Source organism: Bradyrhizobium prioriisuperbiae, from assembly GCF_032397745.1.
Classification (GTDB): Bacteria; Pseudomonadota; Alphaproteobacteria; order Rhizobiales; family Xanthobacteraceae; genus Bradyrhizobium_A; species Bradyrhizobium_A prioriisuperbiae.
In genome coordinates, this window is the sequence record NZ_CP135921.1 from 6278637 (window position 1) to 6292566 (window position 13930).

General features: G+C 61.3%; 10 protein-coding genes and 1 CRISPR repeat array (1 of these 11 running past the window's edge). All 10 genes read right to left on the reverse strand.

Annotated features, from left to right (window positions below):
• Positions 1-1612: direct repeats of the CRISPR family, unit length 36 nt; unit sequence GTTGCCGCTGGACCGCGATCTCTGAAACGCTATTCT (it extends 993 nt beyond the left edge of the window).
• Between the two features lie 72 nt (positions 1613-1684).
• The 10 genes from cas2 to cyoA all read right to left on the reverse strand — a co-directional run bounded on the left by cas2 (position 1685) and on the right by cyoA (position 13680).
• Positions 1685-2023, reverse strand: coding sequence for a CRISPR-associated endonuclease Cas2 (gene cas2, locus RS897_RS29730; RefSeq protein ID WP_315832268.1), 339 nt, complete (start codon positions 2021-2023; stop codon positions 1685-1687).
• Complete coding sequence (gene cas1, locus RS897_RS29735) at positions 2020-2943, reverse strand: type II CRISPR-associated endonuclease Cas1 (protein ID WP_315832269.1); 924 nt, start codon at positions 2941-2943, stop codon at positions 2020-2022. Before cas1 ends, cas2 begins: the two co-directional genes overlap by 4 nt.
• Positions 2943-6413 carry a type II CRISPR RNA-guided endonuclease Cas9 gene (gene cas9, locus RS897_RS29740; protein WP_315832270.1) on the reverse strand — a complete coding sequence of 1157 codons (3471 nt, stop codon included), beginning with the start codon at positions 6411-6413 and terminating at the stop codon, positions 2943-2945. Before cas9 ends, cas1 begins: the two co-directional genes overlap by 1 nt.
• 252 nt (positions 6414-6665) lie before the next feature.
• Positions 6666-7199: a response regulator transcription factor gene (locus RS897_RS29745; protein ID WP_315838784.1), complete on the reverse strand. Its 534-nt coding sequence runs from the start codon at positions 7197-7199 to the stop codon at positions 6666-6668.
• Between the two features lie 4 nt (positions 7200-7203).
• Positions 7204-8595 (reverse strand): ATP-binding protein, encoded by a 1392-nt coding sequence (locus RS897_RS29750; RefSeq protein WP_315832271.1) that lies wholly within the window; start codon positions 8593-8595, stop codon positions 7204-7206.
• A 28-nt stretch (positions 8596-8623) separates the two neighbouring features.
• Positions 8624-9370 (reverse strand): SURF1 family protein, encoded by a 747-nt coding sequence (locus RS897_RS29755; RefSeq protein ID WP_407654575.1) that lies wholly within the window; start codon positions 9368-9370, stop codon positions 8624-8626.
• An 86-nt stretch (positions 9371-9456) separates the two neighbouring features.
• Positions 9457-9855: a cytochrome o ubiquinol oxidase subunit IV gene (gene cyoD, locus RS897_RS29760; protein WP_315832272.1), complete on the reverse strand. Its 399-nt coding sequence runs from the start codon at positions 9853-9855 to the stop codon at positions 9457-9459.
• Entirely contained in the window at positions 9852-10490 is a 639-nt protein-coding gene (cyoC, locus tag RS897_RS29765; protein ID WP_315832273.1) for a cytochrome o ubiquinol oxidase subunit III, read from the reverse strand. The genes cyoD and cyoC overlap by 4 nt, the downstream gene beginning before the upstream one ends.
• On the reverse strand, positions 10487-12496 hold the full coding sequence (gene cyoB / locus RS897_RS29770) for a cytochrome o ubiquinol oxidase subunit I (RefSeq protein ID WP_315832274.1): 2010 nt from the start codon (positions 12494-12496) through the stop codon (positions 10487-10489). Before cyoB ends, cyoC begins: the two co-directional genes overlap by 4 nt.
• Before the next feature lie 14 nt (positions 12497-12510).
• On the reverse strand, positions 12511-13680 hold the full coding sequence (gene cyoA / locus RS897_RS29775; protein ID WP_315832275.1) for a ubiquinol oxidase subunit II: 1170 nt from the start codon (positions 13678-13680) through the stop codon (positions 12511-12513).
• Positions 13681-13930 lie beyond the last annotated feature (250 nt).

The following is a 13930-nucleotide window of genomic DNA, read 5'->3' on the forward strand; positions in this document are numbered from 1 at the left end:
GCTGGACCGCGATCTCTGAAACGCTATTCTTTCCGATCGTTCTATCCGAAGTCCCGCAGGGTTGCCGCTGGACCGCGATCTCTGAAACGCTATTCTGGCCAATGACAATTTCCGGGGCCATGCGGAGTTGCCGCTGGACCGCGATCTCTGAAACGCTATTCTTGACGGGCAAAGAGGCAGAGGCCGCGGCTAGTTGCCGCTGGACCGCGATCTCTGAAACGCTATTCTAGCTGGTTGCCGGCCATCAGCAACCGCTCTGTTGCCGCTGGACCGCGATCTCTGAAACGCTATTCTGGTAGCGACTCACGATGCGCCCCCAATTGCGTTGCCGCTGGACCGCGATCTCTGAAACGCTATTCTCCTCGTCAGCTAGGGCACAACCCTAGGACAGTTGCCGCTGGACCGCGATCTCTGAAACGCTATTCTCCGGTGCCTGATAGTTGGTAATCCGCACCTGTTGCCGCTGGACCGCGATCTCTGAAACGCTATTCTTGAACGGTTAAGACATCGCCGATATTTCGAGTTGCCGCTGGACCGCGATCTCTGAAACGCTATTCTATCCGCTTCCGCGCCGGCTACCTGGACCAGTTGCCGCTGGACCGCGATCTCTGAAACGCTATTCTTCTTCCGCCAGCTTTCCTGCGCTCTGATGCGTTGCCGCTGGACCGCGATCTCTGAAACGCTATTCTGTTTTTGCGCCGCGTCACACCCGGCCGCAAGTTGCCGCTGGACCGCGATCTCTGAAACGCTATTCTCATCTTCGCCTCTGACCCAACCGGCGCATCGTTGCCGCTGGACCGCGATCTCTGAAACGCTATTCTGAGAAACCGGAAGATTGCTTGTCACTCTTGGTTGCCGCTGGACCGCGATCTCTGAAACGCTATTCTCAGGCCAGTTCGTGAAGCGCAGCGACCGCAGTTGCCGCTGGACCGCGATCTCTGAAACGCTATTCTGGGCGCGGCGGGTGGCCCAGGCTTTCTGCGGTTGCCGCTGGACCGCGATCTCTGAAACGCTATTCTAATCTGGATAAGGGCCGACATCATCCGCGGTTGCCGCTGGACCGCGATCTCTGAAACGCTATTCTTCATCCATCACACCGGCAAGGACGTAACGCGTTGCCGCTGGACCGCGATCTCTGAAACGCTATTCTGGTTGCCGGATCTACCGTAGCGACTAAAAAGTTGCCGCTGGACCGCGATCTCTGAAACGCTATTCTTTCCCGGAGCCACTTTTCGAGGAAGATATTGTTGCCGCTGGACCGCGATCTCTGAAACGCTATTCTCAGTCCGGACGCGTAGCAGTAAGCGCGCAAGTTGCCGCTGGACCGCGATCTCTGAAACGCTATTCTAATAGGTGGCGACGGCTGATAGAGCGCGCCGTTGCCGCTGGACCGCGATCTCTGAAACGCTATTCTGATCGACGCCAACGACCGGGTGAAGAAAGCGTTGCCGCTGGACCGCGATCTCTGAAACGCTATTCTCGATCGTCGTCTTTATGAATTGCGCACAAGGTTGCCGCTGGACCGCGATCTCTGAAACGCTATTCTTGGTGGCCGCAGTAACGTCGGCGCTGACAAGTTGCCGCTGGACCGCGATCTCTGAAACGCTATTCTGGATAAGCAGGTATCCCGTTGAAAATAAACGGGATACCTGTCCTTTCCAGAGGAGAGAATTGGCTATAAATCTCAAAAAAGGGCGAGCTGATCTGGGTTTTTCTTTTGCCTCTTGCGCCGTTGCCCCGAGAATCGAACGATGTTTTCATATTGCTTGTCCGTGAAAGTCAGGATGTGCACATCGCCCCGGTCGGGCAGACTGTTCTCGATACGCCGCATATAGGTTTCGAACTGTTCTTTACCGTTGCAGAAGCGAGCATAGACCGAAAACTGGCTTTTCTCGAAGCCCTGATCGAGCAGGAATTCACGAAATTTCGTGGCGGCCTTGCTCTGGGCCGGGGTCGTGACCGGCAAATCGAACATCACAAAAATCCACATGAGGCGATAGCCGTTGAGTTGGGTGACGGTCATGCGATCAGTGATCCCAGGCCGGCCAATTCGATCGCCGAAGGAGGGCGCGGAAGGACCAGATCCAGAGTTTTTCCTGTTTCGAAACAACGTGACAGAGATTGAGCTAGTCTTCCGGCTGCCACTGAAACGGTCGTGGTTCCGTTTTCGCCGGGAAGATCCACGGCGATCAGTCCCGCGAAAGCGCGTTTGGCCTCGGGGGTTACCTCCACACATCCTCGCGCCGCGAGTTGCACCGCGATAACGTCTACGAGGGGTCTGAACGGTTCGATGAGATCGTCTGCCAGCGCAAACGCGTTGCCGCGATTGGCATGGTGAATGCCTATGGATGGATGCAGGCCTGCCGCGACGACGGAACGGGCGAGCAACGAGCGTAAAACGGTGTAGCCGTAGTTCAGCAATCCATTGACGCCGCCAGCCTCGCGGTTACGGCGAAAATCCTCGCCCATTAACAGCGGCCAGTAACGGCGCGCGGCTTGCGCCTCCACATTCTCGGGATCGCCGGAACGAACCCGACGTGACAACATGTCGAAGGCGTCGGTTGGAATGCCTTGCGCTTCCAGCACCGCCGCCTGCCAGTTGATTTTTGCAACGACGACGTCTCGCCACAACTGCTTGGTCAGCGGTTTACTCGCCTCCCATTGCGCGCGCATTCGTGCATTCTGGCCGTGATGTCCCTCCAAGGGCGTACACACGGCAACCGGTGCATGGTTCGAGCCGCATAGCACCATCACCGCGCCACGCTGAGCTAGCGCCACAACGAGGTTGGTGCTCCAGGTTGTGCCATGGGCATGGACAATCACCGCGGCGACATCGTCGAGAGGAATGCGGCCGATCTCCGCCTTGTCCTTGCTGACGATGAGAAAGCCGCGATAAGCTGAGAGATGCTGGCCGTCGATCGCGATGTCGACGATGCGCTCCACTAGCCGGTCGTCCCCGGGCGGTCGCGGGGGCCGGGATCGAGTACCTGTCCGAGTTCGTCGATCCTGACCTGTCGCGCTTTCACCCGCTTCAATCCGCCGGCTGTGGGGGCGAAATACTTGAACGGATCGAGCTCGCTCGACACGGCATCTCTTCTCTTGAGGTCTCCTGCCTCATGTGGTTCCGCCAGCGTGACCTGGCCGCTTTGAGCGAATTTGACGACACGCATCAATTTGCGGCCATGTCCATTCTCTTCGATCGCGAGAAGATCGTACTGATGCAGGGAAAGGACCTTTCTTGCCGTCGGGTTGTCGCGGCGAATGGTTGAAAGCCAATTCGGTTGATGTGCATCGAACATCGACACCACTTCGGGAACCCACTTGCCATCCTTCAATTCCCAGACATCGTACCGATAGTTTGAGTCACCCTTGTAGCCCTTGTAGGCACGGCCCTGCTTGTCGCGAATAACGATCACGGACAGCGGCTCTGTGATGCGGAGCCGCCGAATGCCGCGAAACGGCGCTGGTCCGAGCTCCGGGAATTTCAACAATCTGGTTTCGAACGCTTTTCCATCCAGGCCCTTTGTCCAACTGAGAAGAGCTGAACGCAGATCGGGATCACGCACGCCCTCGATATCTGCAGCCTTCTTCAGCGCCGTCAGGGGGACGCGATGCACGACAAGATCGTTGCCTTTGCCGTCTTTTTCGCCGGTGAGGCCATAAGCGGTGTCGTTGTGCAGCCGCCCGGCTGTCGTGTCCCGTTTTTTCGATGATGTGGTTTTGGCCACGGTGCCATGGTCGGGGCGATGGCTCACGACAATGCGGTTGACGATTGCACCGAGATGCTCGCGAAAATCGTCCCAGGGTTCCGGCAGATTTGCGGTCATGCGGTTTGCCGCGTCGTGGCCGCGCGATCCGGCTTCCCGTGAAATACGCTGCAGCAGATGCCGATCGGTCACGGCGGTGACGGCCGCATCGATGGCGTGATGGCGATGATCGCGCCGGTTCTTCGGCTGATCCGCTCCGCCGCCGAAATTGTGGTCCGGCAGCAGGCTGTTCAGTCCCCAGCTTCGGCGCAGCATCTCCGTGAGGCGGCCGGGCGAGACCCAGACACGGCCGCTGCCTTCGCCTGTGTCAGGAAAAAGCGCGCTCAGATATTCGCGGGCGAGGCTTGACAGATACTGCGTATCGACGAGCTGGCGGGCGAGAAAACCGCCTTGCGCATCGTGCCGTGACATCGCATCCGGCTCGAAGCGCCAGCGTTTCCCGCGCGGCAATCGGGCGGCACGGGCGGCAATCTCCTCCCAGTCCGGCTGATGACCGAAGGCTTCGTAAGGGGAGCGTTTGCGTTTCTCGCGGTTCGCCTCCCGCATGCAGAGCAGGCGATTGTCGCTGGAATCGTCCAGCGTGGCACTGAAGGGAAGGATGTGGTCGACCTCCACCGCGCTTGAGAACAGCATCTCGATCGAGATCTGCTGTCCGGTATAGATGCAGCGCCGGTCCAGGGCGTTGTCCCGGTTCAATTCCTCCCAGAGTTTAAGCAGTGCGCGGTTGCTGCCGCGGTCAGCGAGACCGATTTCAACCAGCTTTTTAGAGCGTTGCTCGGCGGCCTCGCGGTTTTGCCGATTGCGGGTGTTGATCTCGCGTTTGCGCTCTTCGTCGAGCTTCAGCTCACGGGCGAGTTCGATCGCAATCTGCTCCGGCGGCCCATAGCTCTTGATCAGGCGATTGACGATGCGGCGAAGCTGGTTGAGTCCGATATGAACGGTCGGGTTGGTGAGCCGGCCGATCCGCAGTTCGGCCGCGTCATCCGGATTGCCTGTGCCGGGCATGATATGGCGCTCGAGCACGGCGCCATAGTAGGGGAGCTCATCGAGAACTTCGCCGCTGCGAAAGTCCGAGTGATCGCCGAGACCGGCCTTCTGCACGGCCTCGCTATAGACGATGACCTCCGCGCGCAAAGCGCCGATCAAGCGCGTCGTTGCGGTGATGCCGAAGCGGCCATATCCCTCGGGCAGGCGTGCGCCGGCCGTCGCCCGCGCTTGATCCGGTGTCAGACCATGGCTGGTCTGCAGCCAGTCGAGCAGGGCCTGCTCATCCGCGTCGCTTTCCTGCTCGCGAATACGGGATACGATCTGCCATTGCGTGTCGGCATCGATGCCTGGCCATCGGTGACTGAACCGTGTCTTGGCACCGAACTCGGCCGCGACCTCGTCTCCCTTGAGATCCCTACGATTCTCGCTCTCCTTGTTGAAGCGTGCATCGGGATCGAGCTTGAGCGTTTTGCGCAGGCTTTCGAAGGTGACGACGCGCTTATCCTTCAGTTTGAGATAGAGAATATCGCGCTGCTCCAGTGTCAGCGCTACAGCGGTCTGCCCGGGCCGCACGATCTTGAGGGCGTTCAACTCCTCCAACAGTCGCCGTTTTTGAAACAAGGGGTGCGCTTTGGGCAGACGCGTTTCGCGAGCAACAAGGGTACAGGTACCGATTTTCGGTTGTTTCAGCGGGCGCTGGTAAAAGATGATTTCATAAAGACGATCTCTGACTTCAGCAGTCAGAGCGTGGGGATGATGCGGCATCTGGGCGGCCCAGATCGCATCGAACTCCTCTTCCAGCATCTGGCGGTCGGGATAAAAGTCATAACCGTCACCCTTGGCGTTCTCGCCTGTCTCCGGCCGCAGGCGGGTGCGTACGCTGGGGGTCGCGTTGGGGTTGGTGCCGCTGGCCCGCAGGCCGTGCAGGTATTCACCGAGTGTCTCCGCACCGGCGTCCCGCATGGCTTCGTGGAGCCGGATTACGCCGAGCCGGATCTTGCCGTCTTCGTCGTTTTTGCCCCGATCGGCCTTGCGGTTGGACTTGAAGCCGCGCCGCTGGTTGAGGTGAAACAGAGCCCGTCCCAAATGATGCAACGGCAGGGACTCGCGTAACGCTCGGGCACGCAATGCAAACGGATCGAGAATGGCGAGGGCGTTGCGTTCGGTGTCATCGGCCGGGAAAAGTCCAGCCAGTGTCAGGTGCTTGAGAAGCGCGGCTTGCCGCTGCTTAAACCGGTCGCGCCGCCGCCGCATCGCCCGTGCCGCACGGCGATCGACCGCGAGTGACGCGCCTGATTTTGGATCGCGGCCATCGGAGAAGATGCGCGAGCCAGCCGCGATGATGCCGCAAGGCATGTCGCGGTCGTCCAGTTTGACGGCGGTCCAGCCCAAAGAATTCGTGCCGAGATCGGCCCCCAGCCTCCAACGCATGCGCAACTCCCCCGAGCAATTGCTAGTGTAAGATACTTGCGAGTTAGAATGCAATATAAATTTATGTAAGAGCGGTTGAGGAATTTGCGTTGGCGTCCGAATCGATCTAGCTTCGTTTTCCGTAATCAGAGGGTAGATATCCAAAGTCTGTCTGACGTCGTGGTCCGCACTCGGCGTCGCAAGCGGGCACCGTCTTGCTTGATTGCGAATAATCGTTCGGGGCGACAAAGCTCTCCTTTGCCACCAAGAGCGGTTGGTTGCCGCTTGACCGGGCTCTGAAGTCGCGCAATTCTGCGGCTTCAGAGATCGTGGTCTGGCGGTTAACAAGCAGCCAGTCTGCACCAGATAAGGGCGGCGCTCCGGCGTCGCCTTTTTTGTTGATGTGGCATCGGCATGAGCACGAAGGAAGCACGCTCATGGTACGCTCGTCCAGGGATTGAAAATCCACGGATCGAAGGCGCCGGGTGCGGTCCTCCACCCTCACTTCACCTGGCGCTTTTCCAGTTTGCGGGCCAGCGTGCGTCGATGCATACCGAGCCGCCGGGCGGTCTCGGAGATGTTGAAATCGGACTCCACCAGGGTCTGGTGGATGTGCTCCCATTCCAGGGTCTTGATCGAGGTCGGCCGCTCCGTCAGCGCGATCTGGGCGTTGCCGGCGGCCTTGCTGAAGGCCTCTTCGATATCGTCGGTGTTGGAGGGCTTGGCCAGATAGTGGCAGGCGCCCAGCTTGATCGCCTCGACGGCGGTGGCGATGCTGGCATAGCCGGTCAGCACCACGATGAGCATTTCCTGGTCATGCGCATGCAGGGCCTCGACGCAGGCGAGGCCGGAGACGCCGGCGAGCTTCAAATCGACGACGGCATAGCCGGGCTGCTCGGTTTTGAGAATGTCGGCCAGCGCCTCGAAGCCGGTGGCATGCAGGACGCGGTAGTTGCGCCGTTCGAACGAGCGCTTCAGCGTCCGGGCAAAGCCTTCGTCATCCTCGACGATGATCAGCAGGCGCTCATCCGGCATGGGCTCATCCGACATGATCGCGGGCTCCGATTGCGAGGGCTGACAACGGCAGGTTCAACGTGACCACGGCGCCGCCCTGGGGGCGGTTCTCCGCGGAGGCCACGCCGCCCAGCTTGCGCACCACATTGACCACGAGAAACAGGCCGAGGCCGCCGCCCTGACGGCCCTTGCTCGATTGATAGGGCTTGCCGAACTGCGCCAGCATGTCCGGCGCAAAGCCCGGTCCCATGTCGCGGACCTGCAGCACCAGCGTCTCCTCCTCCCGGGTCGCGCTGAAGCGAACCCAGTTCGGCGAGACCTCGAAGGCATTGTCGAGCACGTTGAAAATGACCTGCTTGAGCGCCGTATCGGAGACGATGGGGACGTCGTCGCCGAACGCATTGTCAAATGACAGCGTCGTGGCCGAGCGCGCCGCGCGCCATTCGGCGACGAGCTCGGCGAGAAACCCGTTGACGCTGGTCACCCGCGGGGCTTCGCCGCGCGCTTCGCCCGCCGCCATCAGAATGCCGGTGACGATGGATTTGCAGCGTTTCAGTTCGCTCTGCATTTCATCGATTTCCTGCAGCCGCTCCGGGTCGGCGGCCAGCGCCGGCATCCGCCGCCAATCGCCGAGGATCACCGACAACGACGAGAGCGGTGTTCCCAACTCGTGAGCGGCGCCGGACGCCAGCAGGCCCATGCGCACGATGTGATCCTCCTCGGCGGCGTGCTGCTTCAGCGCGGCCAGCCGCGCGTCACGATCCCGGAGGTTTTTTGCGATCCGTGTCATGAACACGACCAGCAGCGCCGCATCCAGGGCGAAGCACACCAGCATGCCCGCGATGTGCAGGGTGAAGAGATCGCTGGCCAGATGCGACGGCAGCGCCAGTGGCCGGTGGAAGACGATGAGGCCGGCGAAACTCGCTGAGGTCACCGCAACGATTGCCCAGGTCGAGCGTGCATCGAGCAGCACGGCGCCGAGGATCACCTGCAACAGATACAGCGAAATGAACGGATTGGTCGCGCCGCCGCTGAAAAAAAGCTGGGCGGTGAGGGCCGCGACGTCGAGCAGCAGCATCATCAGCAGCACGCGGTTGCTGATGTCGGTGCGGTTGCGCAGCCAGGCGAGGCTGGCGAGATTGAGTGCCACCAGGGCTGCGAGCACGGCCGCCATCGGCCGCAACGGCAGCGCCACGCCAAGTCCGAACTGAACCACGGCAATGGTCGCGATCTGCCCGACCACGGCGATCCAGCGCAGCTGGATCAGCAGCAGGATGTTTTTGCGGTTGGTGGTGTCGTCGGGCAGCAGCAGGGCTGAGCGTGCCGTTGGTCGCTCCGACGGCGGCGCTGTCACAGCGTCTGCGGGCCGCAGCGCCGCTATGGTTTCCGCACTTTGGTCCTGAGTTCGGCTCAGCATTACTGATCTTCGGTTCTATCGCGCCTCCTCATGATGAGGAGGGATTGGCTCTGCTTATACCATGCCAGGCGTCGCGCGCGACAAACACCATGGCGCCGGCCAGCATCAGTGCGAGACCGAACCAGGTGAATGCGTAGACCAGATGATTGTTGGGAAATGCGATCACCGTCAATCCGCCCCGGGGGCCTTTGTCCGTATCAAGCCTGGCATCCGCATCGATGAAGTAGGGTGCGATCTCGCTGGCCCCGAGGTCACGCGCTGCGGCGATGGCGGCGACGTCGCGGGAGTACCAGCGACCCTCGGCGGGATTATTGGTGCGCAGGAAGCCGCCTTTCGGCTCGGTGATGCGCAGCAGGCCAGTCACTGTCGTCTCGCCGGTGATCTGCCCGGCGATCCGCGCCGCCGGATCGCGACGGTCCGAGGGAACGAAGCCGCGGTTGACCAGCACGGTGAAGCCGGTGTCGGTGCGCAGCGGCGTCAGCACCCAGAAACCGCGGCCGAGGTCGGTGACGGCCTGCACCAGGGTTTCGCGGTTATTGAGAAACCGGCCGCGCGTCTGCAGCCGCAGATAACTGTCGTCGGCTGCGTTGATTGCTGGCCATGCGGCGGGGCCGGGCGCGGCGACGGGCGTTGCATGGATGCGCTGGTTCACCCGATCAATCAGATCCAGTTTCCACATCCGGCGCTCGAGCTGCCAGCCGCCCAGTGACGTCAGTGCGACGATGCCGGCGAGGGCAACGATGCCCAGCAGGATCAGCGCCGGCAGCGAGCGCACGGGGCGGGTTCGACTTTGCGCACGATCGTCCGAGGGCAGGGGCGCGTGCTGCGCGATCCCATGATCGTTCGCGTGCGCCGTCACGGTCACGGCATCTGCCTCATGTCGTGGATCGGCATCATGTTGGCGTTGAGGTGGTACATCACCCACAGCGATCCGCTTAGCGCAATCACCACCACGATGAGGGTGAAGATCAGCGCCATCATGGTCCAGCCGCCCTCGGAGCGGGCGTTCATGTGCAGGAAATACACCATGTGAACCACGATCTGGATCACCGCCATCGCCATCACCACCAGCACCGTGGCCTGCTTGCTGCCGAGCGCGCCGGTCATCACCAGCCAGAACGGGATCGCGGTCAGCACGACGGACAGCCCGAAGCCGATCAGATAGGAGCGCAGCGAGCCGTGATCGGCTTGATGCTCGTGGTGATCATGCTGTGGGCCGGCGTGCTCGGTGGGCTGGCCGGCGTGTGCATTGGCGCTCATCGCAATAGTCCCATCAGGTAGACGAAAGTGAACACCCCGATCCAGATCACGTCGAGGAAATGCCAGAACATGCTCAGGCACATCAGCCGTCGCCGGTTGGCCTCGATCAGGCCGAAGCGGGCGACCTGGGTCATCAGCGTCACCAGCCAGACCAGGCCGAAGGTGACATGCAGGCCGTGGGTGCCGACCAGGGTGAAGAACGACGACAGGAAGGCGCTGCGCTGCGGTGTTGCGCCCTCATGGATCAGGTGGGCGAACTCGTAGAGCTCGATGCCGATGAAGGCTGCGCCGAACAGGCCGGTGATCGCCAGCCACGCCTGGGTCTGGCCGACGCGGTTCTGCGCCATGGTCAGCATGGCGAAGCCGTAGGTGATCGAGGACAGCAGCAGCATCGAGGTGTTGAGCGCCACCAGCGGCAGCTCGAACAGATCTTTTGGTGCGGGTCCGGCCGCATAGTTGCCGCCGAGCACGCCGTAGGCTGCAAACAGCATGGCGAAGATGAGGCAGTCGCTCATCAGATACAGCCAGAAGCCGAGCATGGTGCTGCTGCCCTCGGCGTGCGGATGCTCGTCGACCTGATAGAAAACGGGGGCGTCGGTCGTGGTGGCCCCGGCTGTCGTCACATGGACCGTCATGGCGTGGCCTCCGCAGCGAGCAGGCGGGTGCGTTCACCCTCCGTGCGCACCACGTCATCCGCCGGGATGTGGAAATCCCGGTGATAGTTGAAGGTGTGGCCGATCGCGGTGATGAGGAGGCTGGCGAAGCTGAAGGCAGCGAGCCACCAGATGTGCCAGATCAAGGCGAAGCCGAGCACCGAGCTGAGGCCGGCCAGGATCACGCCCGCGCCGGTGTTGCTCGGCATGTGGATAGCGCGGAATCCCTGCAGTGGCCGCTTGTAGCCGCGGCTCTTCATGTCCCACCATGCGTCGAGGTCATGCACCACCGGCGTGAAGGCGAAGTTGTAAGCCGGCGGCGGCGAGGAGGTGGCCCATTCCAGCGTGCGTCCCTGCCAGGGATCGCCGCTGACATCACGCAGCGCCTCGCGGTTGCGGATGCTGACATAGATCTGCACCAGGAAGGCCACGATGCCGAGCAGGATGAGGAAGGCGCCGAAGGCGGCGATCACGAACCAGATCTGCAGCGAGGGGTCGTCGAACACCCTGAGACGTCGCGTGACGCCCATCAGGCCGAGTACATACAGCGGCGCGAACGCCAACCAGAAGCCGACCACCCAGAACCAGAACGAGACGCTACCCCAAAAATGGTCCAACTTGAATCCGAACGCCTTGGGAAACCAGTAGTTGATGCCGGCGAACAGCCCGAACAGCACGCCGCCGATGATCACATTGTGGAAGTGCGCAATCAGGAACAAACTGTTGTGCAGCACGAAATCCGCCGGCGGCACCGCCAGCAGCACCCCGGTCATGCCGCCGATCACGAAGGTCAGCATGAACGCCACCGTCCACATCATCGGCACCTCGAAACGAATCCGCCCGCGGTACATCGTGAACAGCCAGTTGAAGATCTTGGCACCGGTCGGGATCGAAATGATCATGGTGGTGATCCCGAAGAACGAGTTGACGCTCGCACCCGATCCCATGGTGAAAAAATGGTGCAACCAGACGAGGTAGGAGAGAATGGTGATGACGACGGTGGCGTAGACCATCGAGGTGTAGCCAAACAATCGTTTGCCCGAGAAGGTCGAGGTCACTTCGGAAAAAATGCCGAATGCCGGCAGGATGAGGATGTAAACCTCCGGATGACCCCAGATCCAGATGAGGTTGACGTACATCATCGGATTGCCGCCGAAGTCGTTGGTGAAGAAATTGGTGCCGACATAACGGTCGAGCGCCAGCATCGCGAGCACCGCGGTCAGCACCGGGAAGGAGGCGACGATCAGCACGTTGGTGCACAACGAGGTCCAGGTGAAGACCGGCATCTTCATCATGGTCAGGCCGGGCGCGCGCATCTTCACGATGGTTGCGATCAGGTTGATGCCGGACAGCGTGGTGCCGACACCGGCGACCTGCAGCGCCCAGATGTAGTAATCCACCCCGACATCGGGACTGTAGCCGAGGTTGGAAAGCGGCGGATAGGCGAGCCAACCGGTGCGGGCGAATTCGCCGACGAACAACGACATCATCACCAGCACGGCGCCGCCGACTGTCATCCAGAAGCTGAAATTGTTGAGGAACGGAAACGACACGTCCCGCGCGCCGATCTGCAGCGGCACCACATAGTTCATCAATCCCGTGACCAGCGGCATCGCCACGAAGAAGATCATGATCACGCCGTGGGCGGTGAAGACCTGATCGTAGTGATGCGCCGGCAGATAGCCGTCCGAGCCGTTGAAGGCGATTGCCTGCTGCAGCCGCATCATGATGGCGTCGGAAAAGCCACGCAGCAGCATGACGATGCCGAGCACCATGTACATGATGCCGATGCGCTTGTGATCGACGGTGGTGAACCACTCGCGCCACAGATAGCCCCAGAGGCGGAAATAGGTGAGGGCGCCGAACAGTGCGAGACCGCCAAGCGCGACCACGGCGAAGGTCACGACCAGGATTGGTTCGTGCAACGGCAGCGACTCCCAGGTCAGCCGACCGAACAGGAATTTGGCAAGGTTGGGATTGTCGAACATGAAACGCGTCCCGATCAGGAGTTGGACGGCCGGCCAGCCGCCGGCGGAGCGGAGGTCGAGAACCGGAATGGCGGGGGCACGGGGCGGGAGAGGCCGGCGCCGAGCAGCGGTGTTGATGCGCGGAGCGGTTGGACCGCGCGCGCCTCGCCGCCTGATCCGTCGACGTCGTCGGGCGTGCAGACACTTGCGACATACGTTCGCGGAGCATCCGGCGTAGCGCCACGGCGCGCATACTTGTCGTATTGCAGCGGCAGCACGTTGCGCAAGCCGGCGAGGCCCAGGCCACCCCTGGCGTCGATCGACATCATCTCGTTCATGCACATCTTGCCGGGCTCGACGCACATGTTGAGGATGGCCTTGTAGAGGCCGGCTTCCACGCTCTTGTAGTAGCGCACCGGGACGTTCTCGCTCGGCCGCTCCAGTTCGAGATAGTCGGTGCGATTCAGGGCGCTGCCGTCGGCCTTCGCCTTCGTTACCCACTTGTCGTAGTCGGTTTGCGACAGGCCATGGAATGCGAAACGCATGCCGGAGAACCCGGCACCGCTGTAGTTGGCGGAGAAGCCCTGGTAGACGCCGGACTTGTTGATTACGGCATGCAACTTGGTTTCCATGCCGGGCATGGCGTAGATCTGGCCGGCCAGTGCAGGGATGTAGAACGAGTTCATCACCGACGACGCCGTGATGCGGAAGTTGATGGGCCGGTCGACGGGAGCCGCGAGCTCATTGACCGTGGCAATTCCCTCGTCCGGATAGATGAACAGCCACTTCCAATCGAGCGCCACCACATTGACTTCGAGCGGTGTCGATTCCTGCGCCATCTGTTGGCCGGCGGCGACGCGCCCGAGCGGGCGGAACGGGTCGAGCAGATGGGTCCCCATCCAGGTCAGCGCGCCCAGGCAGATGATGATGAGCAGTGGCGCGGCCCAGATCACCAGTTCGAGCTGGGTCGAGTGGTCCCAGTCCGGCTCATAACGCGCAGTTGTGTTGGAGTGACGATAGCGCCAGGCGAACAGCACGATGAGCGCCATCACCGGGATGATGATGAGCAACATCAACACCGTGGAGATCACCACGAGATCGCGCTGCTGGAGCGCAATGTCGCCGGAGGGATTGAGCACCACGGCGTTACAGCCACTCAGCAGCAGCATCAGCGGCAGCAGGGCGATCATGCGGAAGCGTTTCAAGATCTGATCCTGTCGGTCGAGCGTTGTTCCACTCAACCGCTAACTGCACCGCAGCAGGATCGACATTGGACAATTTGCCCAATCCTCGAAACGCCCGAAGTTCGCGACAACGGGGACGTAGAGTGCGGAGTTATGTGGGATGTGAGCGGACCGCCTGCGGCCGCAAGTTCGGAAGTTTGCTTCCGAACCGATATCGGGTTTGTGATCAAGGCGTGGGCAGAGTTGATGTCTTTACAGCCGGTTCAGGGAG